This window comes from Phaeacidiphilus oryzae TH49 (assembly GCF_000744815.1).
Classification (GTDB): domain Bacteria; phylum Actinomycetota; class Actinomycetes; order Streptomycetales; family Streptomycetaceae; genus Phaeacidiphilus; species Phaeacidiphilus oryzae.
In genome coordinates, this window is record NZ_JQMQ01000005.1 from 5,383,109 (window position 1) to 5,408,771 (window position 25,663).

A 25,663-nucleotide genomic window follows, 5' to 3' on the forward strand; every position below is an offset into this window, starting at 1 on the left:
ATCCCATGTTTGGCGGTGTCAAACCCCTGCGGCTCAGAGCTCCCCGCCGACCATCGCCTCCAGCCGGTCGAAGACGGCCGGATCGGCCTTGACGCCGTCGTGGGCGTGGGCGTTGGTGACCCAGGGCCGGAGACCGCGGATCGCGGCGGCGGTCTCCAGGGACATCTCCCGGTCGACGAACATGTCGTCGTAGTAGACGGCGGCGGCGGTCGGGACCGTGTTGGCGGCCAGCCGCTCCGGGTCGTAGAGGGCCGGCCAGCCGGTGCGCGCGGCCAGCGCCTCGGCGGTGGCCTTGAGCGGGACCAGGGCCGGGTCCTCGTCGAAGAGCCAGGGGTAGATCATCTCGCCGGTGAAGCGGACCGGGCGGCTGCCCGCGTACCCGAACTCGGGGAACTCCTCCCGCACCCGGTGCGCCGACCAGGCGGTGGGCCGGGGCCCCTGGGCGTAGACGGCCTCGTGGAGCACGGCGTAGAGCGGCGCGGTGGCGAAGGAGGCGATGCCGTCCATCCCGCGGAGGAAGGCATCGCTCAGCCGCGGCCGCCGGCCACCGGTGAAGGCGGTCTCCAGGAGGTAGTGGAGGGAGTCGAAGCCGCGGGAGGTGCCGAAGGTGAGGCCGGCGGTCTGGAACCGGCGGACCGTCAACCGCTCGCCGCCGGGCAGCAGTTCCTCGTTCTCGGCGAGGTGGGCGGCGACCGCGTCGGCGAGGTGCTGGTCCTCCGGGTAGCGGGCGAAGAAGCGCTCGTTCTGCCGCAGGGTGCGGCGGTACGCGGCGCGGTACACCTCGTCGGCGTGGGCGGTGAGGCTCGGCAGGCCGCCGGCGATCATGGCCCGGGTGAGCCCCTCGGGGGCGAGGCCGAGATAGCCGACCGTGCAGAAGCCGCCGAAGCTCTGCCCGAGCACCGCCCAGGGCTCCTCGCCCTGGAGTCCGCGCCGCAGCAGCTCGGCGTCGCGGACGATCGAGTCGGCCCGGAAGTGCGTCAGGTACTCGGCGGGATCCGGGAGTTCGGCGAGGCTGTGCCGGTCGGCCGGGGTGCTGCGGCCGGTGCCGCGCTGGTCGAGGAGGACGACCCGGTGGTTCCGCAGCGCCCGGCGGAGCCAGGCCCCGGCGGCGTTCGGCCGCTCGGCGAGGATGCCGGGGCCGCCCTGGAGCCAGAGCAGCCGGGGCAGCCCGGCGTTCTCCCGGCCGGCCGCGACGACCTCGCGGGCGTAGACCCGGATGCTCCCGCCGCCGGGGCGGTCGTGGTCGAGCGGTGCGTCGAAGAAGTGATCGGTGCAGACGAGGCCGTCGTGGCGATGGGTGCTCAAGGCTCCGTGGTCTCCGTGGTCTCGGCGGGGGAATGGACGATCGATTCTGCCCCAGCCGCGCCGCCGCCGGCCTCGGGCGGCGGCGCCCGCCGGTGGCCTCAGACGAGGGCGGCGGCCAGCAGGGTGAAGGCGGCGACGATGACGGCGACCCGGACGTAGTGGTAGCGGTTCCAGCGGTGGAGCTGCTCCGCCCAGTCGGCGGGCCGGGTCTCCGGGGTCCAGGTCCGGTTCCGGTTGTTGATCGGGACCAGCAGCAGCAGCGACATGACCACGCTGACGATCAGCAGGACGGCGGCGGCCACCACGAGTCCGGCCCCGTGGTGGTGCCGGCCGGCGACGGCCCAGGCGGCGCTGAGGACGACGGAGCCTATGTACCAGTACGGCATCAGGGTGCCGAGCATCCGGCCGCCGTGGGCGTGGCCGAGCTGGCCGGCGTCCTCGGGAAGCGCGTCCAGGATCCGGTTGAAGATGAAGGCGACGGAGAACTCCACCCCCACCATCAGGCCCACGACGACGGTGGTGACGACCTCGAGTGCGTCGAGCATGACGATCCCTCCGTTGAACTAGCGTTGCTAGCTGATGAGGCAACGCTAGTACTGCTGCCGCTCTTTTGTCTAGCAATGCTAGGATCGAGCCATGTCGGTACAGGAACGCAAGCAGCGCGAAAGGGCGGAACGCGAGCGCCTCATCGTGGCGACGGCCCGCGAACTCGCCGAGCAGCAGGGCTGGGACGCGGTCACCACCCGCCGGCTCGCCGAGCGCATCGAATACAGCCAGCCCGTCCTCTACAGCCACTTCCGCGGCAAGCGGGAGATCATCGGCGCGGTCGCCCTGGAGGGCGCCACCGAACTGGCCGCGGCGGTACGGGCCGCGACCTCCGCCGAGGACGGCCCGCGCGCCCGGGTGACCGCCCTGGCCCGCGCCTATCTCGACTTCGCCGTGCGGAACCCCGCGGTCTACGACGCCCTCTTCCAGCTCGACGGCGGACTGGCGTACGCGCGGGAGGACACCCCCGCGCCGCTGAAGGACGCCTTCGCCGCCCTCCTCGAAACCCTCGCCGAGGTGGCCGGCGAAGGCGTCGTGCCGGGCCTGTTCACCGAGGTGTTCTGGGCGGGGCTGCACGGGCTCGCCACCCTCGGCCGAGCGGGCCGGCTGCTCCCCGAGGACGCCGAGCCCAGGCTGCGCCTGCTGGTCGACCGGCTCGCCGTGGTCTGACCCGGCGTCCGCCGGGCCGGCCCACCCGGGACCGGGGATAGCCTGGCGGGCGTGCTTCTCGACGAGTTCCGCCGCCGCTTCGCACCGGGGATCAGGGCCTGGCTGGACTGGGGCGCGCTGGAGCGGGCCGGCGCCCCGGTGAGCGTCGAGACCACCGAGGGCGCGGCGGCGCCGGACGCGCTGGGGCGGCTCCTCACGGTCTGGTACCGGGCCCCGGACGGCGGCGACGGGGACTGGTGGGGCCGGGGCGGCTGCTGCTGGACGGCAACCACCGCGCGGCGGCCGCCCGGCTGGCGCTCGGCCCGGGCCGGCGCGGGCGGCACGCCGGTTACGGGGCCTCGGTGAGCCTCGGCTCGGCCTCCTCCGGCCGTCCCGGCCGTCCCGCCCGGTCCGGCCGCTCCGGCCGCTCCGCCTGTTCCGCGGCTTGCCTGCGCAGCAGATAGCGCTGGATCTTCCCGGTGCTGGTGCGCGGCAGCCGGTCGACGAAGCGGACGATCCGCGGGTATTTGTAGGGCGCGATCCGCTCCTTGGCGAAGGCCTGCAGCTCGGCCGCCTTCTCCGGGCCGGCCGCCGCGCCCGCCGCCAGCACCACGTACGCCGCCGCCACCTGGCCCCTGAGGGCGTCCGGTGCGGCCACCACCGCCGCCTCCAGCACCTCCGGATGCGCCGTCAGCGCCGCCTCCACCTCCGGCCCGGCGATGTTGTAGCCGGCCGAGACGATCATGTCGTCGCTGCGGGCCTGGAACCAGAAGTAGCCGTCCGGGTCGCGGACATAGGTGTCCCCGGTGAGGTTCCAGCCGTCCCGGACGTAGGCCCGCTGCTGCTCCGCGCTCCCGGCCTGCCCCAGGTACCGGCAGCCGGTCGGGCCCTGGACGGCGAGGAGTCCGGGGGTGCCGTCCGGCACCGGGACGCCCTCCTCGTCCTGCACCCGGGCCCGGTAGCCGGGCACCACCCGGCCGGTCGAGCCGGGGCGGATCTCCTCGTCGGCCGAGGCCAGGAAGATGTGCAGCAGCTCGGTCGAGCCGATCCCGTCGATGATCGCGGTACCGGCCGCCCGGTGGGCCTCCTCCCACACCGACCGCGGCAGCGGCTCGCCGGCCGAGACGCAGCGCCGGTACCCGCCCAGCGCCCGGGCCGCCTCCGGGCCAGCGGCCAGCATGGCGCGGTACGCCGTCGGCGCCGTGAACAGCACCGAGGCGCCGTACCGGCCGGCGGCGTCCAGCAGGGCGTCCGGGGTGGGCTGTTCGAGCAGCAGCACGGAGGCGCCGACGCGCAGCGGGAAGATCAGCTGGCCGCCCAGGCCGTAGGTGAAGCCGAGCGGCGGGGTGCCGGCGAAGACGTCGGCGGCGAGCGGGCGCAGCACCGAGCGGGAGAAGGTGTCGGCGACCGCGAGGACGTCCCGGTGGAAGTGGGCGGTGGCCTTCGGCTGGCCGGTGGTGCCCGAGGTGGGGGCGAGCAGCGCCACGTCGTCGGGGGCGGTCGGCACCGGCGCGAAGTCCTCGGCGGCCTTGCGGGCGAGCGCTATCAGGTCCTCCGGCGAGTCCGGATCGCCGTACCGGACCAGCGGGGTTCCCGGAGAGGCCGAGGCCAGCCCGGCCTCCGCCTCCTCGGTCCAGCGGTGGTCGCAGAGCGCCAGATCGGGCCGGGTGACCTCGGCCAGCGCGGCCACCTCGCCCGCGCGCAGCAGCGGGACGCTGGTCACCACGACGCCGCCGGCCCGCAGCACCGCGAACCAACTCGCGACCAGCCAGGGGTTGTTGGGCCCGCGCAGCAGCACCCGGTTGCCGGGCACCAGCCCGTACCGCTCGGTGAGCACCCGGGCGATCCGGTTCGACCGCCGCAGCAGGTCCCCGTACGTCCAGAGGCCGCCCCCGGGGGTGCGGAGGCAGGGGCGGTCCTGGCCGAAGCGGAGGGCGCTGACGTCCAGCAGTTCGGTCGCGCAGTTCAGCCGGGCCGGTACCGGCAGCGGGCGGAGGACCGGCCACAGCTCGCCGGGCGGGAGGCGGTCCCGGCAGAAGGTGTCGGTGTGGGCGGAGGGGGAGAGCGGCGTCGGCGGGGACGAGGGCATCGCGGAGCTCCTCTCCTGGGCCTCCTCAGTATTGCGCCGCCATGACGAGAGTCAACAGAGCGAACGACGCCGGGGCGCGGGTGCGGGCGCCCGGGGCGCCACCGTGCGCCGGGGGTGGGGGAGATGAGGGGGTGTCAGGGGCGGGTAGGGATATCGCCGCGCGGACGGATAACGTCAGGTCGGCCGCTTGAACGAAGCAGGAGGAGCCCGAGTATGCGAGGGAACGCCCGCACTCCGGAGGACGAGGCCCGCCGTACCCGAACCCCCCGTACCCGAACCCTCCGAATACCCCGGAGCCCGCGTCGCGGCGCCCTCGCGGCGGCGGCCGCGGTCTCCGCGCTGGCGCTCGGGCTGGGCGGGTGCTCGCACGCCGGGTCGGTGAAGGGCGGTTCCGGCGAGGCGGTCACGCCCGGCGCGTCCGCCGCCGGCTCGGCCGCGGCGGGGCCGATACCCGTCGGCGCCGGCCCGCAGAGCGACTACACCTTCCAGCAGCAGCCGCCCGCCGGCAGCTGCCACCTCCGCACCGACGGCGGCCAGCCGCTGCCGGACCCCTCCTGCACGCCCGGGGCGCTCAACCCGAAGGTGACCCAGGCCACCCTCAGGTCGACCATCTGCCGCTCCGGCTACACCAGCGACATCCGGCCGCCCTCCGGCATCACCGGCCGGGAGAAGAAGGCCAACGCCAAGTCCTACGACTACACCGGCTCGCTGCGGGACGCCGAGTACGACCACCTGATCAGCCTGGAGCTGGGCGGCGACCCCAACGACCCCCGCAACCTGTGGGTGGAGCCGCCGTCCCCGGGCCACCGCTCGGGCGCCGGCCCGAACAACCCCAAGGATGCGGTGGAGTCGCGGCTGCACAGCGCGGTCTGCTCCGGAAAGGTCTCGCTGTCCGCCGCCCAGCAGGCCATCGCCGCGGACTGGGCCACCGCCGAGAGCCGGCTCGGCATCACGCCCTGACCGCCGCCTTGGGGGCGTCCGTTCGGGATGTGAACCCGGCAACGCCACATGGCATCCACGGAATACACTCACCGAATGCGATCCGAAGTCAAGCAGGACCCTCCCGCCGCCAGGCCCAAGCGGCTCCCGCGCGCCGTGCGCGAGCAGCAGATGTTGGACGCGGCGGTCCGGGTGTTCTCGCGCTCCGGTTACCACGCGGCCTCGATGGACGAGATCGCCGAGCAGTGCGAGGTCTCCAAGCCGCTGCTCTACCTCTACCTGGGGTCCAAGGAGGAGCTCTTCGGCGCCTGCCTGCGGCGGGAGGCGGACCGGCTGATCGAGGCGCTCGCCGACGCGGTCGACCCCGAACTCGAACCGGGGGAGCAGCTGTTCCGCGGCCTGGTCGCGTTCTTCGCGTTCGTCGCCGAGCACCGGGAGAGCTGGATCGTCCTCTACCAGCAGGCGCGTTCGCAGGGCGGCCCGATCGTGGCCGAGGTGGTCGAGGTGCGCCGGATGGTGACCGCAGCGGTCGCCGGCCTGGTCCGCGCCTCCGCCCCGGTGGCCGGGGCGGAGGGCGAGGCCGGCCCCGTGCTGCCCGAGCAGCGCGCGGCCGAGCAGCGCGGCGCCGAGGGTCGCGGCGAGGCGGTGGCGATCGCCCACGCGCTGGTCGGCGGGGCCGACGCGCTGGCCGACTGGGTGCTGGCCAGTTCCGGCGCGGAGCCGCCGGAGACCACCGCGCGGCGGCTGATGAACGTGTTCTGGATCGGCCTGGAGCGCCGGATGGCCGGCGAGCGGTACACCGACTCGTCCGGGTGATCGTCTGTCGGGCGCGCTGACGAGTCGTCAACTCACCGCGATGTCCGCCGTTCGGCTGGTCATCGGGGCTCCTGGAGCGGTCCGGGGTGCGGCTGGGAACCCTCCCGGTGACGGATTCCACCGCCGAACCAGGAGGAGCACCGTGCACCGCCGGCCCCACCCTTGCCAGACCCGAACCGCCCCCGCCGCCCGACTGCGCCGCGGCGCCGTCGTCGCTCTGCCGATGTCGGCCGCGCTGCTGCTGGCGCCGGGCTGCTCCAGCAACACCTCCAACTCGGCGGGCGGAGGAAGCAGCCCGACCGCGACCTCCAGCGCGCAGAAGGTCAAGTTCGCCAAGACCCGTTTCCTGGCCAACGCCGGGCTCGCCGCGGGCGCCACCTACCAGTGGATCTACAAGCCGCTCAAGGCCGGCACCTTCAAGAAGGGCGCCAAGGGCCGGACCGGCGCCTTCGTCAAGGCCGGACTCGCCGGCGGATTCACCTACAACCGGCTCAAGCACGCGATCGACGACGCCAAGGGCGACCCCGCCCTCTCCAAGCTGGTCTCCCCGCTCAGCGGCGGGGTGGACTCGCTGAAGTCGCTCGGCAGCAAGGCCGCCCACGGCCAGGCCAGCGAGCAGGACCTCGGCCAGTTCAGCAGCGTCGTCGACAAGGTGAAGGGCGCCGCGAGCAAGGACGGGCTGAACGTGACCAACCAGATCCCCTCGGCCTCGCAACTGGTGAAGGGCTGACCTCCGCCGGCGGCACGCGGCGGGGCGGACCCCCGCTACCGCCGCGTGCTGCCGTGCGCCCCCCTCTGCCCCCAGCGCACACCACCGGCGTAAGGCCCCGGCGCACACCACCGCACGGACACCCGTATCCTGCTCAGTACGCTCCCGGGAACCCGACTCGCCGTACCCCCCCGTACCGGCGTCGTCTCGCGGTCCCTCGTGGTCGCCCGCCGAATCCGCGGGTCCCGAGGAGCAGGGCACGAGGCTGAGAGGGGCTCGATGGATGCAACGGGCAAAACCGGCGACGCGGGCGTGAGCCGGTTCGGTTCCTGGTGGCGACGGGCCCTCCCCGGCGGGGAGGAGACCCAGGGCGGGGTCCGCGCGCGCTCCCTCACCCGCTCCCGCTCCCGCGGAACCCGGGCGGCCACCCCCGACGAGCGGCGCGACCTGCTGCTCGCCGCGGTACGCGCCGGCTTCCCGGTGGCCCCGGCCGCCCACTCGGCCGGCTACCGCTGCTCCTGCGACCGGGTCGGCTGCCCGAGCCCCGCCCAGCATCCGATCTCCTTCGCCTGGCAGACGCAGGCCAGCACGGACCCCGAGCAGATCGACCACTGGCTCGCCAGGTATCCGGAGGCCAACTTCGTCACCGCGACCGGCCGCGCCCACGACGTCCTCGACGTCCCGGCGTCGGCCGGTCGCCTCGCTCTGGAGCGGATCGAGGCGAGCGGCGGGCCCGGCGGCCCGGTCGCCGCGATCGGCGAGGACCGGTACCTCTTCTTCACCGCCACCCGCGGCACCCCGGACGACGAGGACGAGTGGTGGCCGTGCGAGCTCGACTGCCACCCGGAGACCCTCACCGACCATCCGGGGCTGCGCTGGCACTGCCGCGGCAGCTACGTCCTCCTCCCGCCGTCCTCCCTTGCCGGAGGCATCGAGGTGGGCTGGGTGCGCGGCCCCGAGCAGCCGCTGCCCGATCCGCTGCGGCTGCTGGACGCGCTCACCGACGCCTGCGCCGAGGTCGGCGCCTCGGCCGAGGAGCACTGGCTGATCGGCTGACCGGCCGGGCGGCCTGGCGGCCTGGCGGTTTGGTGCTACGGAAGGGTGAGGATCTCCGCGCCGTCCTCGGTGACCACCAGGGTGTGCTCGAACTGGGCGGTGCGCCGGCGGTCCTTGGTGACCACCGTCCACTGGTCGTCCCAGACCTCGTACTCGTGGGTGCCCAGGGTCAGCATCGGCTCGATGGTGAAGGTCATCCCCGGCTGCATCACGGTGTCCGCGTGCGGGTTGTCGTAGTGCGGGACGATCAGCCCGGAGTGGAACGAGGTGTTGATCCCGTGCCCGGTGAAGTCCCGCACCACGCCGTACCCGAAGCGCTTGGCGTAGGACTCGATGACCCGGCCGATCACGTTGATCCGGCGGCCCGGGCGGACCGCCCTGATGCCGCGGTGGGTCGCCTCCAGGGTGCGCTCGATCAGCAGCTTGGACTCCTCGTCGACCTCGCCGACCGGGTAGGTGGCGTTGAGGTCGCCGTGGACCCCGCCGATGTACGCGGTGACGTCCAGGTTGACGATGTCGCCGTCCTCCAGGACGGTCGAGTCCGGGATGCCGTGGCAGATCACCTCGTTGACGGAGGTGCAGATCGACTTGGGGAAGCCGCGGTAGCCGAGGTCCGAGGGGTAGGCGCCGTGGTCGCACATGTACTCGTGGGCGACCCGGTCCAGCTCGTCGGTGGTCACCCCCGGGGCGATCAGCCGGGCCGCGGCGTCCATCGCCCGGGCGGCGATCCGGCCGGCCGTCCGCATCGCCTCGATCGTCCCGGGCGTCTGCACGTCCGGGCCGGTGTACGGGGTGGGGGCCGGCTTGCCGACGTACTCCGGCCGCCTGATGCTGGCGGGGACGGAGCGGGTAGGGGACAGACGGCCGGGGGCCAGGGGAGTGCTTCGAGCCATGCGGCGGATTCTATTGCGATCGGAGTGGAACGGATGAGCGGTGAAGGTGACAGCGGCGACTGGTACTACTGCCTGAAGCATCAGCGGGTCGAGCAGGGGATGCAGTGCCCGGCGAAGAACCGGCTCGGGCCGTACGCGTCCCGCGGGGAGGCGGAGCAGGCGCTCGACCGTGTCGCCGAGCGCAACAAGGACTGGGACGAGGACCCGCGCTGGTCGTAGTTCTTTCTGTGCTCGCCCCGGGCCCCGGACCGAGCCCGCAGGGCTCATAGGGGGCGCGGGGAACTGCGCGGCCGGCGCCGCAGTCCGCCGCACCCGGCAACCGCACCCGGGTTGCAACCCGAACTCCGTTGCCGGGTGCGGCAGACTGCGGCGCTGCGTTCGGGCGCGTCGCCCTCACAGGGTGAAGTGCGCGGCGATCGGGAGATGGTCGCTGGCCGTGGCGGGGAGGGTCCACGCGCCGACGGGGCTGACGCCCCGGGACATGATCTGGTCGATGCGGGCCATCGGGAACCTCGCCGGCCAGGAGAAGCCGAAACCGTCCCCCGCCGCCCCCTGCGCGGAGCGCAGCTGCGAGGTGATCGGCGCCAGCGCCCGGTCGTTCATGGTGCCGTTGAGGTCGCCCAGCAGCACCAGCCGCTTGTCGGAGTCGGAGGAGATCGCCGACCCCAGCGCCGCCGCGCTGTCGTCCCGCTCGTTCGCGGTGAACCCGCCGTCGAACTTCAGCCGCACCGAGGGCATGTGCGCCACGAAGACCGCCACGTCCCCCTTCGGGTCGTGGACCACCGTCCGCAGCGCCCGGGTCCAGCCGATCCTGATGTCCACCGGCCGGGTCCCGGACAGCGGGTACCTGGACCACAGTCCGACCGTCCCCTCCACCGCGTGGTACGGGTACCTGGCCCTGAGGGCGCTCTCGAAGGACGGCAGCGAGCGCGCGGTCAGCTCCTCCATGGAGATCACGTCCGGGTCGGCCGCCTCCAGGGCGGCCGCCGTCCCCGCCGGGTCCGGGTTGTTCGCGTTGACGTTGTGCTGGACGACCGTGAAGTCGTAGCCGGTGTGCCTGGCCTTGCTGGTGACCTGGTCGCCGAAGAGCATCCCCCAGACCACCACCGGCGCGATCAGCGCGACCAGCGCCGTCGCCGAGCGCCGCACCAGGCCGAGGACCAGCAGCACCGGCACCCCGAGGCCGAACCACGGCAGGAAGGTCTCGGTGAGGCTGCCCAGGTTCCCGAAGCCGTCCGGGATCTGCCGGTGGAAGGCCAGCACCGCCGCCAGCAGCAGGGCCAGCAGGGCCAGGATCCAGCCCCTCCGCCAGGCGCCCCGGTGCGGCCGGAACCGGCCCGCCCCCTGCGGCTCGTATCCGCCTCCGTACCCGCTCGCGTTCCCGTTCCCGTCGTCCCAGCCGTACCCGTCGGCTCCGTCTCGCTCAGCCACTCCGTACCTCACGTACCGCACGTACCGGTTTGCTTCCCTTCACCCCGAAGTTCGGATCAGCGTATGACCGTAGGGACGACTCCCCGGGCACGGAGGGTTCCGAGTTCGGTAAGTGTCACGGAAGGGATGGCGAAACCCCCGTCGACGCCGCCACCCCGTGCAGCGCCGAGTCGACGATCTGCTCGGAGAGCCGCGGGTCGTCCAGCGGCGCACTGTCGTCCAGCAGGGCCCGGATCAGGATCGGGCCCATCACCAGCTCGCAGAGCAGCCGTACGTCGACGTCCGCGCGGATCAGCCCCTCGGCCACCCCGCGCGAGACCACCCGCTGCACCGCCAGCTTCCGCGGCGCCACCACCCGCTCGTGGTAGAGCCGGTAGAGCTCGGGCGCGGCCGCCATCTCACCCAGGACGAGGGAGAGGAGGCCGCGGGAGCGCTTCACCAGGCCGCGCCGGCGCATGAAGTCGACCAGCTGCACCAGGTCCTCGCGGATGTCCCGGCCGGCCGGTTCCGGCGGCTGCTCGTCCAGCCGGACCACCAGGTCGAGGAGGAGGGCGTCGCGGTTCGGCCAGCGCCGGTAGAGGGTGGCCTTCCCCACACCGGCCTCGTGGGCGATCCGGTCGGTGGTGAGGTCGCCCAGGCGGGTGCCGCGCTCCAGCATCCGGTGGACGGCGTCGAAGATGGCCTGCTCGACGGCGGCGCTGCGGGGCCGGCCGCGCCGTGGCTCCGCCCGGTCGTCCCCGGCCGGCCCGCCGTCCGCCTCACCGCGGGACCTCGGCCCGCGCCTGATCGCGCATCTCTTCCGCTCGCTTCGTTCGCCGTCAGCTGAGTGCACCGGCGGCTCCTCTCCCTGCTCGCCCCCCGGCGTCCCGTCCGGACCATCCTCCCGCACCCATCCGCGCAGGTCACGGGGTGGGGTACAGAGAATTCGCAGAACATGCCAGCATGGGGGGCGATCCGGGGACGTTCGCGAGAACGCCACGAGACGACAATTCCAGGAGGAGTGCTCAATGACCGAGCACAGCAACAGCTCCCTGTACGGCGGCGTGACCGGCCGCCGGGTGACCGTGCGGGACCTCGCCAAGGCCAAGCAGAACGGTGAGCGGTGGGCCATGCTCACCGCCTACGACGCCCCCACCGCCGCGGTGTTCGACGAGGCGGGGATCCCCGTTCTGCTGGTCGGCGACTCGGCCGGCAACTGCCACCTCGGCTACGAGACCACCGTGCCGGTGACCATGGACCAGATGGTGATGATGGCGGGCTCGGTGGTGCGCGGCACCGAGCGCGCGCTGATCGTCGCCGACCTGCCGTTCGGCGCGTACCAGGAGTCCGCGCAGCAGGCCCTCCACAACTCGGTGCGGCTGCTGAAGGAGGCCGGCGTCCAGGCGGTGAAGCTGGAGGGCGGCGAGCGGTCGGCGGCCGCCATCCAGCTGCTGGTCGAGGCCGGGATCCCGGTGATGGCGCACATCGGCCTCACCCCGCAGTCGGTGAACGCCTTCGGCGGCTACCCCGTGCAGGGGCGCGGCGACGAGGGCGCCCAGCGGCTGCTGAACGACGCCAAGGCGGTGCAGGACGCCGGGGCCTTCTCGGTGGTGCTGGAGGCGGTGCCGGCGAAGCTGGCCGGCGAGGTGACCAGCGCGCTGCACATCCCGACGGTCGGCATCGGGGCCGGGCCGGACTGCGACGCCCAGGTGCTGGTGTGGACCGACATGGCGGGGATGACCGCCGGCCGGGTCCCGAAGTTCGTCAAGCGGTACGCGGACCTCCGCGGGGTGCTCGGCGCGGCGGCCACGGCCTTCGCGGACGAGGTCCGCGGCGGGGCGTTCCCGGGCGAGGAGCAGTCCTTCAGGTAGCGGCGGCGGCCGGCCCCGGCCCCGAGGGGGGTTCTCACAGAACCACCCTCGGGGCCCGGGTCCGGCCTCCGGGACCGTGATACTGGAGTCCATGGGTCTGGATCACACCGTCGAGCTCAGCGAGTTCCTCCGCTCTCGCCGGGCGCGCCTCACCCCGGAGTCCGTCGGCCTGCCGCCGGCCGTCACCGGCTCGGCGCGCCGGGTGCCCGGCCTGCGCCGGGAGGAGCTGGCCCAGCTGGCCGGGGTCAGCACGGACTACTACACCCGCCTGGAACAGGGCCGGCACCGGAACGTCTCGGCGAGCGTCCTGGAGGCCATCGCCCGCGCCCTCCAGCTGGACGAGACCGAGCAGGCCTACCTGGTCGCGCTCGCCCAGCACCACCGGCACGGCGGCGGCCGGCGGCACTCCCGCTCGGCCCGGCCGAGGCGGGTGCGCCCGAGCCTCCACCAGATGCTCGGCGCCCTGGACGCGGCCACCCCGGCGCTGATCACCGACAGCTCGACCCAGGTGCTGGCCGCCAACCGGCTGGCCCGCTCGCTCTACCCGGACTTCGAGGCGATGCCCTACCGGGAGCGGAACCTGGCCCGGCTGGTCTTCCTCGACGAGTCCGCCCGGGACCTCTTCCCGGACTGGGCCGAGGTCGCCGAGGACACCGCGGCCAACCTCCGGCTGGCCGCCAGCCGGGACTGCGAGGACTCCGGCTTCTGCGAGCTGATCGGCGAACTCGCCGTCAAGTCGCCGGAGTTCCGGACCACCTGGGCCAAGCACACGGTGCGCAGGCGCAGCCACGGGCACAAGCGCTTCCGGCATCCGCAGGTCGGCGAGCTCGCCCTGGAGTACGAGGTGTTCGCCCCGGCCGACGAGCCGGACCAGACCCTGTTCATCTACACCGCGGAGCCCGGCTCCCCCTCGGAGACCGCGCTCCAGCTCCTGGCCAACCTGAGCCTGGGCGACGCCGACAAGAACGCCGGCCGACCGACACAGCACGACACCGACAGCGTGGAGTCACACCGCATATGAGCACCACCAGCGTTCCCGCATACGCCGCTCCTGCCCCCAGTGCCCCGCTGGAGCGCACCATCATCCCGCGGCGCGAGCTGCGCGAGGGCGACATCCTGATCGACATCAAGTACGCCGGCATCTGCCACTCGGACATCCACCAGGTCCGCAACGAGTGGGGCGAGGGCATCTTCCCGATGGTGCCCGGCCACGAGATCGCCGGCGTGGTGGCCGAGGTCGGCCCCGGCGTCACCGACTTCTCGGTGGGCGACCGGGTCGGCGTCGGCTGCATGGTCGACTCCTGCGGCGAGTGCGTCAACTGCCGCAAGGGCGAGGAGCAGTACTGCACCGCCGGCAACATCCCCACCTACAACGGCATCGGCAAGGACGGTGAGCCGACCTACGGCGGCTACTCCACCCAGGTCGTCGTCGACCACAAGTTCGTGCTGCGGATCCCGCACGGGATCTCGCTGGACGAGGCCGCGCCGCTGCTCTGCGCCGGCATCACCACCTACTCGCCGCTGCGGCACTGGAACGCCGGACCCGGCCGGCAGGTCGCCGTCCTCGGCCTGGGCGGGCTCGGCCACCTCGCGGTGAAGATCGCCCACGCGATGGGCGCCGAGGTGACCGTCCTCAGCCACTCCGAGAAGAAGCGCGAGGACGCGGCCAAGCTGGGCGCGGACCACTACGTCAACACCTCGGTGGAGGGCGCGCTCGAGGCGCTGGCCGGGAAGTTCGACGTGATCGTGAACACCGTCTCGGCCAGCCTGGAGCTGGACGCCTACCTGGCCACGCTGACCGTGGACGGCGCCATGGCGAACGTCGGCGCGCCGGAGAAGCCGGTCTCGCTGAACCTCTTCTCGCTGATCGGCGGGCGGCGCTCGCTGGCCGGCTCGATGATCGGCGGTATCCGGGAGACCCAGGAGATGCTGGACTTCTGCGCCGAGCACGGGATCGGCGCCGAGATCGAGCTGATCTCCGCCGACCGCATCAACGAGGCCTACGACCGGGTGGTCGCCAGCGACGTCCGCTACCGCTTCGTGATCGACACCGCCACGATCTGACGGACGCGCCCTCGCTGCGTGCCGCCGCCCCCTGATCCACGCCCCCCGGGGCGCCGGACCGGGGGCGGCGGCCCGCCGCGAGGTGCGTTGCGGGCGTCCCCCGGCCTGGGGCTGGGGGGCCGCTCCCGGGCACGCGGCGGGGTACGGAGGCGTTGAGCACAGGGAGCGTCGCTTGCTGCGGGTCAGCCGCGCACGGCAGGATGGCGCCCCACGCAACCCTCAGCCCCAGCCATGGAGCGCACCCCGGATGACCGCGACCGACGAACGCACCCGCCCCCGCTCGGCGGGCCACAACCGTGTCAGCAACGTCTTCTGGGTGCTGCTGGCGGTCTTCGGCGCCTCCGGCTACCTGGTCTGGGACCACTTCGGCAACGTCCGCTTCGGCGTCTTCCTCTTCGTGATCTCGGGCTGGCTGGTCTCCCTCTGCCTCCACGAGTACGCCCACGCCCGTACCGCCCTGCACAGCGGGGACATCGGCGTCGGGGTCCGCGGCTACCTCACCCTCAACCCGCTGAAGTACACCCACCCGGTGTACAGCTTCCTGCTGCCCGTGGTCTTCATCATCATCGGCGGCATCGCGCTGCCCGGCGGGGCGGTCTTCATCGACCGGGGGCGGATCCGCAAGCGCGGCCAGCACAGCCTGATCTCGGCCGCCGGGCCCGCGATCAACGCCCTCTTCGCGGTCGCCTGCCTGCTGCCGCTGGGGGCCGGGTGGCTGGACTCGGCGCCGACGGAGTTCGCCGCCGCGCTCGGCTACCTGGGGGCGCTCGAGGTCATCGCGACCGTCCTCAACCTGGTGCCGATCCCCGGCCTGGACGGCTACGGGATCATCGAGCCCTGGCTGTCGTACCAGACCCGGCGGGCGTTCGCGCCCTTCGCTCCGTACGGGATGATGGCGATCTTCGTCCTGCTGTGGACGCCGTCGCTGAACCAGTGGTTCTTCACGGACATCGTCGGCGGCGTGCTGGGCTGGTTCGGGAACGCCGGCGGATACGCGGCGGTCGGCCAGGAGCTCTTCCGCTTCTGGCACGCCAACCTGCTGGGCTACGGCGGCTGAGCGGGAGCAGCCGTCCGCCGACCCCCGCTAGCGGCGGGCGCGGCGCAGCTGGACCCAGCCGACGTTGGACGCCAGGCCGGCCAGCAGCACCCACAGCAGCCCGACCCACAGGCCCGCCAGGGCCGAGACCACGGCGGCGAGCAGCGCCAGCGCGGCGAGGATGAACGCGAAGAGCGAGAAACGCGGCATGGGGCGGGCTCCTGGGGGTGCGGTACGGCTGCCGCCCCACATTCTCCCCGACGCCTCCGCGACTCCCGCCCAGGGGTCGCGGGTCGGCTCGGCGGGTCCGTGCGGCGGGTCCGCTCAGACGTCGGTGATCCGCAGGCCCGCGTGCGCCTTGTAGCGGCGGTTCACCGAGATCAGGTTGGCCACCAGCGACTCCACCTGGTGGGCGTTGCGCAGCCGGCCGGCGAAGACCCCGCGCATGCCGTCGATCCGGCCCGCCAGCGCCTGCACGATGTCGGTGGCCTCGCGCTCCTCGCCGAGCACCAGCACATCGGTGTCGATCTTCTCGATCTCCGGGTCCTGGAGGAGGACCGCCGAGAGGTGGTGGAAGGCGGCCGTCACCCTGGAGTCCGGCAGCAGGGCGGCGGCCTGCTCGGCGGCGCTGCCCTCGGCCGGCTTCAGCGCGTAGGCGCCCTTCTTGTCGAAGCCCAGCGGGTTGACGCAGTCGACCACGATCTTCCCGGCCAGCTGCTCGCGCAGGGCGGTCAGCAGATCGCCGTGGCCCTCCCAGGGCACGGCCACGATGACGATGTCGCTCTCGGCGGCGGTGGTCGCGTTGTCCGCGCCGCGCACGCCCGCACCGCCCGGCAGCTCGGCCAGCTCGGCGGCGGCCGTCCCGGCCCGCTCGGCGCTGCGGGAGCCGATCACGACGGCCTGCCCGGCCTTGGCGAGGCGGTAGGCGAGGCCGCGGCCCTGCGGCCCGGTGCCGCCGAGGACGCCGACGGTAAGACCGGAGACGTCGGGCAGCTCGTGCGGGTCCTTCCTGGGCTTGGCAGCCGGGGCGGACGCGGAGTCGGCAGAGGCGGCGGAGTCGTTGGCACGATCAGGTGTGGTCATGCCCGAATCCTCCCATCGCCGCCGGTCACTTGGCAGGATGGGCCCCCGTGGATGGGTCCAGGGTCACACTGCTGCGGGAGCTCCTCGCCGGCACCGGCTGGGTCGAGTCGACGGCGGAGTTCGCCGGGGGGCTGCACGCGGCGGTGACCCGGCGGTCGGCCAGGCCGGGAGGCCTGCTGCTGGTCGGCGGCGAGGCGGAGGAGCCCTGGCACCTGGCCGCGCACCTCACCGACGAGGCCGGCTGGTGCGGCGTCCCGGAGCTGGCCCCGACCCTCGTCAGGCACCGGGTCCCGGACGGGGCGCCGGGCCATCTCGCCGTTCCGCTACGGAGGTTGGAGGAGGCGCGGCGCAACGAGACGGTCTTCGTGGTGGGCGGCGGCGGACTCGGCGAGGGCGTGCTGCAGCGGGTCTCGGACGCCCGCAGGACCGGCGCCACGGTCCTCGCCCTGGAGGACGGTGATCCGGAGCTGCGCGCGCTGGCGCACGAGGCGCTGGCCGCGCCGGGCGGCGACGACCCCGTCACCCTGGACGTCCTCCAGCACCTGGTCAGCAGCGCGGCCGGCACGGCCCGCCGCGGCGGCGCGCGAGCGCTGCTGCGCCGCTGGTTCCCACCGGCCGGCTCCGCCGCCGACCTCCGCTGGTGAGCGGCCGGCGCCGGGCCCTGGCCGCTTTCCCCGCAGCGGCGGCGGTGCGCTCGTTGCCGACGGCGGCACGGCAGGTGACGCTTGGCGGATGGGATTCGAGGAGCTTCACGCGACAGGACGCGACACCTTCGGACAGCTGATCCCGGGCGGCGCCGAGCGCCTCGCGGAGATGTTCCGCGCCGCCCCCGCACTCGCGGAGACCGCCGTCGGCACGGTCTACGGCCACCTCCACCACCGCACCGCCCTGGACCCCCGCACGCGGGAGGCGGTCGCCCTCGCGGCGATCCTCGCGGCCGGCATGTACGAGGGCCCCCTCAGGGTGCACCTCGGCACCGGGCTCGCGGCCGGCCTCGCCCCCGGCGAGATCGCCGAAGTCCTGCTGGAGACCGCCGCGTTCGCCGGGTTCCCGCGGGCGGTCTCCGCGCTGCCCGCGGTGCGGGCCGCCTTCGAGCAGTCCGGCGCCCCGGTGCCGCCCCCGCCGGCGCCGAGGGAGACCGCGCTCGCCCACCTCGCCGCCACCGGCGTCGACACCACCGGCGCACGGGTGGTGGCGACATCCCCCGACGAGGTGGTCGCGGTCTTCTCCGCCGAGCGCATCCTGCATCTTCACATCGAGGGCTCCGAGGTGATCTCGACTACCTGGCTCCGCTCGGAGAGGATGAGCGGGTGAAAACGTTGTCATTCCCCAACACCGAACTGCGCGCCTCCAACGTCGTCCTGGGGCTGATGCGCATCGCCGAACTCGACGACGAGCAGATCCGCACGCTCTACGGCAGCGCCCGGGACGCCGGGATCAACGCCTTCGACCACGCCGACATCTACGGCCCGACCCGCCACGCGTGCGAGGCCCGCTTCGGGGAGGCCGTCAAGCTGACGCCCGCCGACCGCGAGTCGATCGTGATCACCAGCAAGGTCGGCATCCGCCCCGGCTTCTTCGACTTCTCCAAGGAGCACATCCTCCGCTCCGTCGACGAGTCGCTGGCCGCGCTGCGGACGGAGTACCTGGACGTCCTCCTCCTCCACCGCCCGGACACCCTGGTCGAGCCGGAGGAGGTCGCGGCGGCCTTCGACGAGCTGCACGCCGCCGGGAAGGTGGTGAACTTCGGCGTCTCCAACCACACCCCCGCCCAGATCGAGCTGCTGAAGACCGCCGTCCGCCGTCCGCTGGTGGCCAACCAGGTGCAGCTGAGCATCACCCACTGCCCGCTGATCGCCTCCGGCATCGCCTCCAACATGGCCGGCCTGGACCAGTCGATCAGCCGGGACAACGGCCTGCTCGACTACTCCCGCCTGCACGGGATGACCCTGCAGGCCTGGTCGCCGTTCCAGAAGGGGTTCTTCGACGGGGTCTTCATCGGCGACCGGGAGAACTACCCGGAGCTGAACGACGTCCTGGCGGAGCTGGCCGAGAAGTACCAGGTGACGCCGACCGGCATCGCGGTCGCCTGGATCACCCGCCACCCGGCGAACATGCAGGTCGTCCTCGGCACCACCAACCCCGGCCGGGTCGCCGAGTCCGCCGCCGGCTCGGAGCTGCCGCTCACCCGCGAGGAGTGGTACCGGCTCTTCCGCGCCGCCGGGCACGTCGTGCCGTAACCGGAGGAGGGCCGAGGGGCGGCCGGTTCCCGCCCCGGCGCAGCCCCTGGGTCAGCGCGAGCGCCGCTCCCGCGCCGGCGATCGCCAGCGCGGCGAGCGGGCGGGCCCACCAGTGGCCGGCGTGGCCCACGTCCGCCGAGGCGGCGACGAGGACCAGGGCCGAGGCCCCGTACCCGGCGAGCAGCGCCGCCGGGCGCAGCCGGCGCCGGCCCACCGGCCCGGCCGTCCGCGCGTCGACCAGGACCAGATAGCTCAGCAGCAGCACGGTGTCCGCGGCCGCGAGCGCCACCGGCGGTGCGCCGCCGCCGCGGACCGCCGCGACCAGCACGCAGGCCACCGCGAACACCGTGTTGCGGTGCTGGACCAGCCGGGGCCACCAGCGGTAGGACACCGTCACCGGACGCCGTGCGCGGGACGGCCCGGCGCACCAGGCGAGCACCAGCAGCAGCACGGTCAGGGGCAGGTCGCCGAGTTCGGACGGACGGGCCACGGCGAGGGCGAGGAGCAGGGCGAGGCCGCGCTCGGCCGCCGTCCCGAGGGCGGCCGCCAAGCCCCCGGCGCGGGCCGGGCCGGCCGTCCGGCCGCTCATCGGGTCCTCCCGTGGACGCGGGTGCGCAGCAGCGGCGCCAGGGCGAGGTCCAGCAGCCCTTCGCCCTCGCCGCCTCGGCCGGCTGCCCCGGCGTCCGGCTGGGCGCGCCAGGTGACCACCGGCATCCCGTGCTCGGCGAGCGAGAAGCGGAGGGCGCTGCGGTCGATCCGCCACAGCCGCTGGGCCAGCCGCTCGGCCCGGTCGTGCTCCTCGGCGCGCGGCTCGCTGATCGCCAACTCCACGATCACCACCGGGTTTCCGCGCTCGGCCAGGTCCCGCAGCAGATCCAGGAAGCGCTCGTCGGCCAGCGGGGTGATCGCGTAGACCAGGGCGCCGCGCGGCAGGGCGGGCGGCGGCAGCCGGTCCAGCTCGGGTGCCGCGAACGAGGTGCCGGAGCGGACGTCCAGCACGCTCTGCACGATCCGCAGGAACTGGGCCTCCCCGCTGCGCGGCCGCAGCCAGCGCGGGGTCCCGCCGCCGGCCGCGACCACCCCGACCCGGTCGTGGCCGCGGAGGTACGCGCGGGCGATGCCGGCCGCGACCCGCAGCGAGTCGTCCAGCGTCGAGCGGCCGGTGACCGGATCGGCCACGTCCACGCAGGCGTCCAGGAGCAGCACGGTGTCCACCGCCCGCTCGGCGGCGAACTGGCTGATCTGCACGGCCCCGCCCCGGCGGGTGGTGGACGGCCAGTGGATCCGCCGCTGCCGCTCGCCCCAGACGTGCGGCCGCACCCCGACCACCTCGACGCCGTCGCCGTCCTGGGTGGTCGGATGCTCGCCCAGCCGCTCGGGCAGCCGCACCGGCACCGGCGTGAGGGAGGCGTCCTCGGCGACCGGGAAGACCTCCGCGAACCCCAGGTCGACCCGGACGGTACGGCGGGCCGCCCCGCCCTCGTCGTAGAGGTCCAGGTCGGCGGTGCCGAGCGACCAGCGGCCCCAGCGCCGGGCGGTGAGGCGGAAGGTGACGGTCCGCCGCTCCGGGTCCGAGACGACGTCGGCCAGGGCGACGCCGGGGGAGGGGGTGTACCCGGGGTCGATCCAGGCCGGCCGGGCGTCGTCCGCCCCGGGGAACCGGACGGTGACGGTCGCCTCGATGCTCTCCCGCTCGAAGCAGCGGCGGGCGGGCGGCGAGACGGCCACCGAGGTCCCGATCCGGCCCGGGCGCCGGTGCCGGGGCACCGCCAGGGCCAGGGCCAGCAGTGGTCCCGCGGCCAGTGCGAGGAGCCAGCCGTGCCCGGTGACCAGCGCGGCGGCGACCGCGGTCACCGCGACCGAGAGACCGCGCAGGGTGTGCTCGGCGGGGCGCCACCCGGCCGGCGGCGGAGGCGGCGGCGCGAAGGCGCCGTCCCGCGCCCCGCGGGCCCCAACGCGCGGGCCACGGCGCTCTCCGCGCCCGCTCGCGCCGTCGTTCCCGTCCCTGTTCCGGCGCGCGCACCGGCGCCGGTGCCCTCGCTCCCGCTCGCACGCTCCCGCTCGCGCGCGTCCCAGCGCCGCGCCCGCTCTCTGCGGTGCTCCTGGTATCGGCGGCGGGCAGCCCGCTGCGCACGCCCCGCGCGAGCCTCCGCGCGCCGGCGCCGGACCTGACCGGAGGTCAACTGGCCTCTCCCGGGCGGCCGGTGGGCACCGACCGCGGGGTGGGCACCGCGGCGGCGATCGCCGCCACCACGTCGTCCGCGCTCACCCGGCGTACCCACAACTCCGGCCGCAGCGTGATCCGGTGCGCCAGCGCGGGCACGGCGACCTCCTTCACGTCCTCCGGCACCACGTAGTCCCGGCCGTCCAGCACCGCGTGGGCGCGGGCGAGCTGGACCAGCGCGAGCCCGCCCCGGGGCGAGGCCCCGACCTGCACCTGCGGATGGGTGCGGGTCGCGGCCACCAGCGCCACCGTGTAGTCGACCAGGTCGTCGTCGATCTCCACCCGCTCCAGCGCGGCCCGCATCGCCAGCACCTCGGCCGGCGAGGCGATGGTGGCCAGCTCGGCCTCCGGCGCCGCCCGCCGCACCCGGCGGCGGAGCATCGCGGCCTCCTCGGCCGGCGGCAGGTAGCCCATCCGGATCCGCAGCAGGAAGCGGTCCAACTGGGCCTCGGGGAGGGCGTAGGTGCCCTCGTACTCGATCGGGTTGTCGGTGGCGATCACCAGGAAGGGGTCGGGCAGCCGGCGGGTGGTGCCGTCCACCGAGACCTGCGACTCGGCCATCGCCTCCAGCAGCGCGGCCTGGGTCTTCGGCGGGGTGCGGTTGATCTCGTCGGCGAGCAGCAGGTGGGTGAAGACCGGCCCGGGCCGGAAGACCATCTCGCCGGTCCGCTGGTCGTAGAAGGGCGCCCCGGAGACGTCCGAGGGCAGCAGGTCCGGGGTGAACTGGATGCGGCGGAAGTCCAGGCCCAGGGTGGTCGCGAAGGAGCGGGCGAGCAGCGTCTTGCCGAGCCCGGGCAGGTCCTCGACGAGGATGTGGCCCGCCGCGAGGACGCCCATCATGGTGAGTTCGAGCGCCCGGCGCTTGCCGACCACGGCGCGCTCGATCTCGTCCAGCACGGCGTGGGCGCGCTCTCCGGCCTGCCGTGGGGTCAGCTCGGCGGCGGCTTCTGCGGCCTGGGGGGCCTGGGCGGCCTGGTCGGTCTGTGCGGCCTGGTCGGTCTCGGCGCCGGTGGCGGTGTGTCCCGTCTCAGGGGTGGCTGTCGCGGGGGTCACTCTGCTCCCTCGGGTCCCTCGGCTGTCTTCGGATACGGCGGCCCGAACTGCCCGGCCCGGCCGAGCTGCGTCGGGAGTCCGCGGAGGCTCTCCAGCCGCTCCACCAGCGCGGTCACGGTCTCGGCCGGCACGGGTCTGGGGTAGCCGGCGTGGCGGGCGGTGTGCGGCGGGGGTGCCGGGTCGGTGCCGCCCGGACGGGACGGGTCGATCCACGGCCACACGTCCGGCCCGACCAGCGCGGCCGCCCGGCTCCGCTCGGTGTGCAGCGAGACGCCGTACCCCTCCGCGAGCCGGGCCGCGTAGAGCCGCTCCAGGACCGGGCGCAGTCGCCACTCGTAGCCGTCCTGGGTGCCCAGGGCGTCGTCGACGGCGCCGGCGAGCTGGCGCAGCGACGGCTCGCGCGAGCTGAGCAGCCGCAGCCGGTCGTGGCCGACGCCGTCGGTGGCGGCGGCGCCCAGCGCGAACCGGGCGATCACCGCGATCGCGGCGAGCAGCAGCGCGGCGCCCACCCCGGCGGCGGCCCCGCCGCCGACCACGGCGAGCGCGGTCTCCCCGCCTATGGCGAGGATCAGCAGTGCGATGACGGTATGGCGCTCCATGGCTACCGACTCACCCCCGACGCTTCCTTGGTCCCGGCTGCTCCGGTCGGTCCGGCCGCTTCGGCCGCTCCGGTTGGTCCTCTGCTCAACTCGCCGTCCAGCACGTCCAATGCGGCCCTCGCCTCGTCCCGTTGCCGTTCCGCCATGGGATGGCTGGAGTACCGGGCCTCCCGGAAGAGCCCGGCCAGTCCGCCGGCGGCGGTCGCGGCCGCCCCCGCCAGCAGGCCGCGGCCGGCGGCCCGGGACAGCAGCTCGCTCGGGCTGTCCGAGCGGCGTACCGCGAGCCCCCGCCCGGCCAGGGCGTTCTCCATGGCGACGTAGGCGCCGATGATCGCGGTACGCGGGTCGTCACCGCGCAGGGCGGCGAGCCCGGCGTCCACGGCGTCCGCGAGTGCCGCGCGATCGCCGTCCGCGCCGGCGGCCGGGGACGGCGCGCGGTCGCGGAGCCGGGCGGCGGCCAGCAGCCTCCCGCCCACCAGCAGCGCCACCGCCAGCAGCGCCAGCACCCCGAGCCCGATCAGCACTGGCACCAGCGGCAGTTGGAACGCGTGCCCGGCCCGGCCGGTCCCCTGCGGCACCGGCGAGGCGGACGGCGAGGAGGAGTCGGCGGGGGTGCGTCCGGAGGGCGCGGCCGACGGCCGGGCCACCGTGATCCCGTCGCCCTGGGCAGGGGTGTGCCAGAGGAAGAGGAGCCCCACCGGCAGCGCGACGGCCGCCCCGGCCAGCAGGGCGAAGACGCCGGTCCGGACCCTGGCCGCGTACAGGGTGGGCTCGGCGGCGAGCGAGCGCTCGCGGCTGCGGCCGCGGTGGCTGGAGGCGAGGATCGCGCCGCCGACCGCGCAGGCCAGGGCGATCGGAAGGCCGTAGCCGGCCAGCGGGCCGATGGAGCGCAGAGGTGCGTCGCGCGCGCTGTTCAGCGCGAGCGCGGCGACGAGGAGGGCGACCAGGACGAGGGCGGCGGCGACGGGGTTCCCGCTGCGGGCCGTGCGGGGACGCCGCCGGTTCCGCTCCGGTATCGCCACGTGTCTGAGCTCCCCGCTGCGCGCCTTCGTCCAGGGTGGCCCACAGGTTCCCACACCCACCGGCCGCCTGTCACTGCGGGATCTTCTCGCCCCCGCCGCCGCCCTTTCACCGTTCCCGGGCCGCCCCGGGGCCGCCCGGGGTCCCCCGGGGCCGCCGTCCCCGGCGCCCCGCACCCGCGGCCTGCGGCGCGCCCGCGGTGCTCAGCCCTCGCGCCAGCGGTTGGTGAGGGGGAGGCGGCGGTCGCGGCCGAAGGCCTTGGGGGAGATCTTGGTGCCCGGGGGGTACTGGCGCCGCTTGTACTCCGCGCCGTCGATCAGGCGGAGGATCCGGTCCACCACCGCGGCCTCGAAGCCCTGGGCGATGATCGCCTCGCGCCCCTCGTCGCGGTCGACGTACGCCTCGATGACGGCGTCCAGCACCTCGTAGTCCGGCAGCGAGTCGGTGTCCACCTGGCCGGGCCGCAGCTCCGCCGACGGCGGCTTGGTGATCGAGTTCGGCGGGATCGGCGGGGTCTCCCCCCGCCGCTCCGCCTCCTCGTTGCGCCACCGCGCCAGCGCCCAGACCAGCGTCTTCGGCACGTCCTTGATGGGGGCGAAGGCCCCCACCGAGTCGCCGTAGAGGGTCGAGTAGCCGGTGGCCAACTCGCTCTTGTTGCCCGGCGCGAGGACGATGTGGCCCTCCTGGTTGGAGACCGCCATCAGCGTCGTGCCGCGCAGCCGGGACTGCAGGTTCTCCTCGGCCAGGCCGGTGAGCTTCAGCTGCTCCAGGTAGGCGTCGAACATCGGCGCGATCGGCACCGTGCGCAGGTTGAGGCCGGTGCGCTCGGCGAGGTCGGCCGCGTCCCCCTTGGAGTGCTCGGAGGAGTAGCGGGAGGGCATCGAGATGCCGTGGACGCCGGCCGCCCCGATCGCGTCCACCGCGATCGCCGCGACCAGCGCCGAGTCGATGCCGCCGGAGAGCCCGATCAGCACGCTGCGGAAGCCGTTCTTCTCGACGTACGCGCGGACGCCGGTGACCAGCGCGGAGTAGACCTCGCCGAGCTCGTCGAGCCGGGGCGCCTCCTCGGCGGTGATCGGCGCGGCCGGCGCCGGCGAGGGCTCGCCGCCGAGGTCGACGTGGACGATCCGCATGCCGTCCGCGACCTGCGTGCCGTCGTCGTCGGCGATGGCCCCCTCCGCGGCCGGGAGCTCCAGGTCGAGGAGGACGCAGCCCTCCTCGAACTGCGGGGCCCGGGCGAGGGTCTCGCCGTCCGCGGAGACCACGAGCGAGTCGCCGTCGAAGACCAGCTCGTCCTGGCCGCCGACCAGGTTGAGGTAGGCCAGGGTGCAGCCGGCCTCCGCGGCCCGGCGGCGGACCAGCTCCAGCCGGACGTCGTCCTTGTTCCGCTCGTACGGCGAGGCGTTGACGGTCAGCAGCAGTCCGGCGCCGGCCTGGCGGGCGGCCCGCACCCGGCCGCCGTCCTGCCAGATGTCCTCGCAGATGGCCAGCGCCACGTCCACGCCGTGCCGGCGGACGACCACCAGCTGGTCGCCGGGGACGAAGTAGCGGGCCTCGTCGAAGACGCCGTAGTTGGGCAGGTGGTGCTTGGCGAAGCGGGTCGCCACGGCGCCGTCCATCAGCACCGCGGCGCAGTTCTGCGGGGTGCCGGCGGGCATGCCGTAGCGCGGCTTGTCGGTGTCCGAGCGGCCGAGGTAGCCGACCACGACCGGGACGCCGCCGAGGCCCTCCGCCTTCAGCCGCCCGGCGAGGGCGACCAGGGCGGCCCGGGAGGCGGCGACGAAGGAGCCGCGCAGCGCCAGGTCCTCGACCGGGTAGCCGGTCAGCGCCTGCTCGGGGAAGGCGACCAGCTGGGCACCCCGGTCGGCGGCGTGCCTGGTCCAGCTGACGATCCGGTCGCTGTTGCCGGAGAGGTCGCCCACGGTGGCGTCGATCTGGTTGAGTGCGAGGCGGAGGTGGCGGAGGTTCGGCACGGCTCAACTCTAATCGTCGCTTCGACGACAGGGCCATGCGGTCAGTCAGCGGTACGGCGTACACGCGGATGTGCGAGTCTCCGCCATGA

28 protein-coding genes are annotated in these 25,663 nt (G+C 74.4%); 14 read left to right on the forward strand and 14 right to left on the reverse strand.

Translation table 11 applies throughout. The features are described 5' to 3' along the window. Window positions 1-33 precede the first annotated feature (33 nt). Complete coding sequence (locus BS73_RS27660) at window positions 34-1,305, reverse strand: alpha/beta fold hydrolase (protein WP_037577027.1); 1,272 nt, start codon at window positions 1,303-1,305, stop codon at window positions 34-36. Window positions 1,306-1,403: 98 nt separating this feature from the next. Continuing rightward, window positions 1,404-1,850, reverse strand: coding sequence for a DUF1772 domain-containing protein (locus BS73_RS27665; RefSeq protein ID WP_037577029.1), 447 nt, complete (start codon window positions 1,848-1,850; stop codon window positions 1,404-1,406). 91 nt (window positions 1,851-1,941) lie between these two features. On the opposite strand from BS73_RS27665, the gene BS73_RS27670 reads away from it, so the two are divergent. Next, the gene (locus BS73_RS27670; protein ID WP_037577032.1) at window positions 1,942-2,520 is read left to right on the forward strand and encodes a TetR/AcrR family transcriptional regulator; all 579 of its coding nucleotides are present in this window, start codon (window positions 1,942-1,944) and stop codon (window positions 2,518-2,520) included. A 51-nt stretch (window positions 2,521-2,571) separates the two neighbouring features. Further along, on the forward strand, window positions 2,572-2,865 hold the full coding sequence (locus BS73_RS27675; RefSeq protein WP_037577034.1) for a hypothetical protein: 294 nt from the start codon (window positions 2,572-2,574) through the stop codon (window positions 2,863-2,865). On the opposite strand, the gene BS73_RS27680 is transcribed toward BS73_RS27675, so the two are convergent. Then, a complete protein-coding gene (locus BS73_RS27680) occupies window positions 2,849-4,588 on the reverse strand; it encodes an AMP-binding protein (protein ID WP_063837077.1) in 1,740 nt (579 codons plus the stop codon). The two genes, BS73_RS27675 and BS73_RS27680, sit on opposite strands and share 17 nt — an antisense overlap. A 213-nt stretch (window positions 4,589-4,801) precedes the next feature. Here BS73_RS27680 and BS73_RS27685 point away from each other — a divergent pair, with 213 nt between their 5' ends. The 4 genes from BS73_RS27685 (at window position 4,802) to BS73_RS27700 (ending at window position 8,108) form a co-directional block, all read left to right on the forward strand. Then, window positions 4,802-5,548 (forward strand): hypothetical protein, encoded by a 747-nt coding sequence (locus tag BS73_RS27685; protein WP_235215562.1) that lies wholly within the window; start codon window positions 4,802-4,804, stop codon window positions 5,546-5,548. A 75-nt stretch (window positions 5,549-5,623) separates the two neighbouring features. Further along, on the forward strand, window positions 5,624-6,343 hold the full coding sequence (locus BS73_RS27690; RefSeq protein WP_037577036.1) for a TetR/AcrR family transcriptional regulator: 720 nt from the start codon (window positions 5,624-5,626) through the stop codon (window positions 6,341-6,343). A 223-nt stretch (window positions 6,344-6,566) separates the two neighbouring features. Further along, a complete protein-coding gene (locus tag BS73_RS27695) occupies window positions 6,567-7,073 on the forward strand; it encodes a hypothetical protein (RefSeq protein ID WP_051940893.1) in 507 nt (168 codons plus the stop codon). A 258-nt stretch (window positions 7,074-7,331) separates the two neighbouring features. Then, window positions 7,332-8,108, forward strand: coding sequence for a bifunctional DNA primase/polymerase (locus BS73_RS27700; protein ID WP_084704402.1), 777 nt, complete (start codon window positions 7,332-7,334; stop codon window positions 8,106-8,108). Between the two features lie 35 nt (window positions 8,109-8,143). On the opposite strand, the gene map is transcribed toward BS73_RS27700, so the two are convergent. Then, window positions 8,144-9,001, reverse strand: a complete 858-nt coding sequence (gene map, locus BS73_RS27705; protein ID WP_037577039.1) for a type I methionyl aminopeptidase — start codon at window positions 8,999-9,001, stop codon at window positions 8,144-8,146. Between the two features lie 33 nt (window positions 9,002-9,034). Here map and BS73_RS27710 point away from each other — a divergent pair, with 33 nt between their 5' ends. Continuing rightward, window positions 9,035-9,220, forward strand: a complete 186-nt coding sequence (locus tag BS73_RS27710) for an SPOR domain-containing protein (RefSeq protein ID WP_037577042.1) — start codon at window positions 9,035-9,037, stop codon at window positions 9,218-9,220. Between the two features lie 174 nt (window positions 9,221-9,394). On the opposite strand, the gene BS73_RS27715 is transcribed toward BS73_RS27710, so the two are convergent. Both BS73_RS27715 and BS73_RS27720 read right to left on the reverse strand, forming a co-directional pair. Next, window positions 9,395-10,297, reverse strand: a complete 903-nt coding sequence (locus BS73_RS27715) for an endonuclease/exonuclease/phosphatase family protein (protein WP_407675150.1) — start codon at window positions 10,295-10,297, stop codon at window positions 9,395-9,397. A 250-nt stretch (window positions 10,298-10,547) separates the two neighbouring features. Further along, window positions 10,548-11,264 (reverse strand): TetR/AcrR family transcriptional regulator, encoded by a 717-nt coding sequence (locus BS73_RS27720; protein ID WP_037577046.1) that lies wholly within the window; start codon window positions 11,262-11,264, stop codon window positions 10,548-10,550. 175 nt (window positions 11,265-11,439) lie between these two features. Here BS73_RS27720 and panB point away from each other — a divergent pair, with 175 nt between their 5' ends. From panB to BS73_RS27740, 4 genes are all read left to right on the forward strand, one after another. Then, entirely contained in the window at window positions 11,440-12,282 is an 843-nt protein-coding gene (gene panB, locus BS73_RS27725; RefSeq protein WP_037577049.1) for a 3-methyl-2-oxobutanoate hydroxymethyltransferase, read from the forward strand. Window positions 12,283-12,373: 91 nt separating this feature from the next. After that, the gene (locus BS73_RS27730) at window positions 12,374-13,303 is read left to right on the forward strand and encodes a helix-turn-helix domain-containing protein (RefSeq protein WP_084704403.1); all 930 of its coding nucleotides are present in this window, start codon (window positions 12,374-12,376) and stop codon (window positions 13,301-13,303) included. Then, window positions 13,300-14,346 (forward strand): NAD(P)-dependent alcohol dehydrogenase, encoded by a 1,047-nt coding sequence (locus tag BS73_RS27735; protein ID WP_037577051.1) that lies wholly within the window; start codon window positions 13,300-13,302, stop codon window positions 14,344-14,346. Before BS73_RS27730 ends, BS73_RS27735 begins: the two co-directional genes overlap by 4 nt. A gap of 247 nt (window positions 14,347-14,593) precedes the next feature. Continuing rightward, window positions 14,594-15,403, forward strand: coding sequence for a site-2 protease family protein (locus tag BS73_RS27740; RefSeq protein ID WP_037577053.1), 810 nt, complete (start codon window positions 14,594-14,596; stop codon window positions 15,401-15,403). A 27-nt stretch (window positions 15,404-15,430) separates the two neighbouring features. On the opposite strand, the gene BS73_RS38925 is transcribed toward BS73_RS27740, so the two are convergent. Next, window positions 15,431-15,592 (reverse strand): hypothetical protein, encoded by a 162-nt coding sequence (locus BS73_RS38925; RefSeq protein WP_235215564.1) that lies wholly within the window; start codon window positions 15,590-15,592, stop codon window positions 15,431-15,433. A gap of 114 nt (window positions 15,593-15,706) precedes the next feature. Next, window positions 15,707-16,465 (reverse strand): NADPH-dependent F420 reductase, encoded by a 759-nt coding sequence (npdG, locus tag BS73_RS27745; RefSeq protein WP_037577057.1) that lies wholly within the window; start codon window positions 16,463-16,465, stop codon window positions 15,707-15,709. 47 nt (window positions 16,466-16,512) lie between these two features. On the opposite strand from npdG, the gene BS73_RS27750 reads away from it, so the two are divergent. The 3 genes from BS73_RS27750 (at window position 16,513) to BS73_RS27760 (ending at window position 18,705) form a co-directional block, all read left to right on the forward strand. Further along, the gene (locus BS73_RS27750) at window positions 16,513-17,109 is read left to right on the forward strand and encodes a hypothetical protein (RefSeq protein ID WP_152617749.1); all 597 of its coding nucleotides are present in this window, start codon (window positions 16,513-16,515) and stop codon (window positions 17,107-17,109) included. 88 nt (window positions 17,110-17,197) lie between these two features. Beyond that, the gene (locus tag BS73_RS27755) at window positions 17,198-17,779 is read left to right on the forward strand and encodes a carboxymuconolactone decarboxylase family protein (RefSeq protein WP_037577059.1); all 582 of its coding nucleotides are present in this window, start codon (window positions 17,198-17,200) and stop codon (window positions 17,777-17,779) included. Next, a complete protein-coding gene (locus BS73_RS27760) occupies window positions 17,776-18,705 on the forward strand; it encodes an aldo/keto reductase (protein WP_037577062.1) in 930 nt (309 codons plus the stop codon). Before BS73_RS27755 ends, BS73_RS27760 begins: the two co-directional genes overlap by 4 nt. On the opposite strand, the gene BS73_RS35165 is transcribed toward BS73_RS27760, so the two are convergent. The 6 genes from BS73_RS35165 to BS73_RS27790 all read right to left on the reverse strand — a co-directional run bounded on the left by BS73_RS35165 (window position 18,650) and on the right by BS73_RS27790 (window position 25,574). Further along, the gene (locus tag BS73_RS35165) at window positions 18,650-19,294 is read right to left on the reverse strand and encodes a hypothetical protein (RefSeq protein ID WP_051940904.1); all 645 of its coding nucleotides are present in this window, start codon (window positions 19,292-19,294) and stop codon (window positions 18,650-18,652) included. The two genes, BS73_RS27760 and BS73_RS35165, sit on opposite strands and share 56 nt — an antisense overlap. Beyond that, entirely contained in the window at window positions 19,291-20,559 is a 1,269-nt protein-coding gene (locus tag BS73_RS27770; protein ID WP_235215565.1) for a DUF58 domain-containing protein, read from the reverse strand. Before BS73_RS27770 ends, BS73_RS35165 begins: the two co-directional genes overlap by 4 nt. Window positions 20,560-20,884: 325 nt before the next feature. Further along, window positions 20,885-21,862: an AAA family ATPase gene (locus BS73_RS27775; RefSeq protein ID WP_037581403.1), complete on the reverse strand. Its 978-nt coding sequence runs from the start codon at window positions 21,860-21,862 to the stop codon at window positions 20,885-20,887. Between the two features lie 116 nt (window positions 21,863-21,978). Then, a complete protein-coding gene (locus BS73_RS27780) occupies window positions 21,979-22,581 on the reverse strand; it encodes a hypothetical protein (RefSeq protein WP_051940907.1) in 603 nt (200 codons plus the stop codon). A gap of 2 nt (window positions 22,582-22,583) precedes the next feature. After that, window positions 22,584-23,603, reverse strand: a complete 1,020-nt coding sequence (locus BS73_RS35170) for a DUF4129 domain-containing protein (protein ID WP_051940910.1) — start codon at window positions 23,601-23,603, stop codon at window positions 22,584-22,586. Window positions 23,604-23,804: 201 nt separating this feature from the next. Next, window positions 23,805-25,574 (reverse strand): NAD+ synthase, encoded by a 1,770-nt coding sequence (locus tag BS73_RS27790; protein WP_037577064.1) that lies wholly within the window; start codon window positions 25,572-25,574, stop codon window positions 23,805-23,807. Window positions 25,575-25,663 lie beyond the last annotated feature (89 nt).

What these genes read in the sequence shown, in the direction of transcription:
- BS73_RS27665 (WP_037577029.1), bottom strand. Translation starts at nt 1,850, where the DNA reads ATGCTCGACGCACTCGAGGTCGTCACCACCGTCGTCGTGGGCCTGATG.
- BS73_RS27670 (WP_037577032.1), top strand. Translation starts at nt 1,942, where the DNA reads ATGTCGGTACAGGAACGCAAGCAGCGCGAAAGGGCGGAACGCGAGCGC.
- BS73_RS27680 (WP_063837077.1), bottom strand. Translation starts at nt 4,588, where the DNA reads ATGCCCTCGTCCCCGCCGACGCCGCTCTCCCCCTCCGCCCACACCGAC.
- BS73_RS27685 (WP_235215562.1), top strand. Translation starts at nt 4,802, where the DNA reads ATGCGAGGGAACGCCCGCACTCCGGAGGACGAGGCCCGCCGTACCCGA.
- BS73_RS27690 (WP_037577036.1), top strand. Translation starts at nt 5,624, where the DNA reads ATGCGATCCGAAGTCAAGCAGGACCCTCCCGCCGCCAGGCCCAAGCGG.
- BS73_RS27695 (WP_051940893.1), top strand. Translation starts at nt 6,567, where the DNA reads ATGTCGGCCGCGCTGCTGCTGGCGCCGGGCTGCTCCAGCAACACCTCC.
- BS73_RS27700 (WP_084704402.1), top strand. Translation starts at nt 7,332, where the DNA reads ATGGATGCAACGGGCAAAACCGGCGACGCGGGCGTGAGCCGGTTCGGT.
- map (WP_037577039.1), bottom strand. Translation starts at nt 9,001, where the DNA reads ATGGCTCGAAGCACTCCCCTGGCCCCCGGCCGTCTGTCCCCTACCCGC.
- BS73_RS27710 (WP_037577042.1), top strand. Translation starts at nt 9,035, where the DNA reads ATGAGCGGTGAAGGTGACAGCGGCGACTGGTACTACTGCCTGAAGCAT.
- panB (WP_037577049.1), top strand. Translation starts at nt 11,440, where the DNA reads ATGACCGAGCACAGCAACAGCTCCCTGTACGGCGGCGTGACCGGCCGC.
- BS73_RS27730 (WP_084704403.1), top strand. Translation starts at nt 12,374, where the DNA reads ATGGGTCTGGATCACACCGTCGAGCTCAGCGAGTTCCTCCGCTCTCGC.
- BS73_RS27735 (WP_037577051.1), top strand. Translation starts at nt 13,300, where the DNA reads ATGAGCACCACCAGCGTTCCCGCATACGCCGCTCCTGCCCCCAGTGCC.
- BS73_RS27740 (WP_037577053.1), top strand. Translation starts at nt 14,594, where the DNA reads ATGACCGCGACCGACGAACGCACCCGCCCCCGCTCGGCGGGCCACAAC.
- BS73_RS38925 (WP_235215564.1), bottom strand. Translation starts at nt 15,592, where the DNA reads ATGCCGCGTTTCTCGCTCTTCGCGTTCATCCTCGCCGCGCTGGCGCTG.
- npdG (WP_037577057.1), bottom strand. Translation starts at nt 16,465, where the DNA reads ATGACCACACCTGATCGTGCCAACGACTCCGCCGCCTCTGCCGACTCC.
- BS73_RS27755 (WP_037577059.1), top strand. Translation starts at nt 17,198, where the DNA reads ATGGGATTCGAGGAGCTTCACGCGACAGGACGCGACACCTTCGGACAG.
- BS73_RS35165 (WP_051940904.1), bottom strand. Translation starts at nt 19,294, where the DNA reads ATGAGCGGCCGGACGGCCGGCCCGGCCCGCGCCGGGGGCTTGGCGGCC.
- BS73_RS27780 (WP_051940907.1), bottom strand. Translation starts at nt 22,581, where the DNA reads ATGGAGCGCCATACCGTCATCGCACTGCTGATCCTCGCCATAGGCGGG.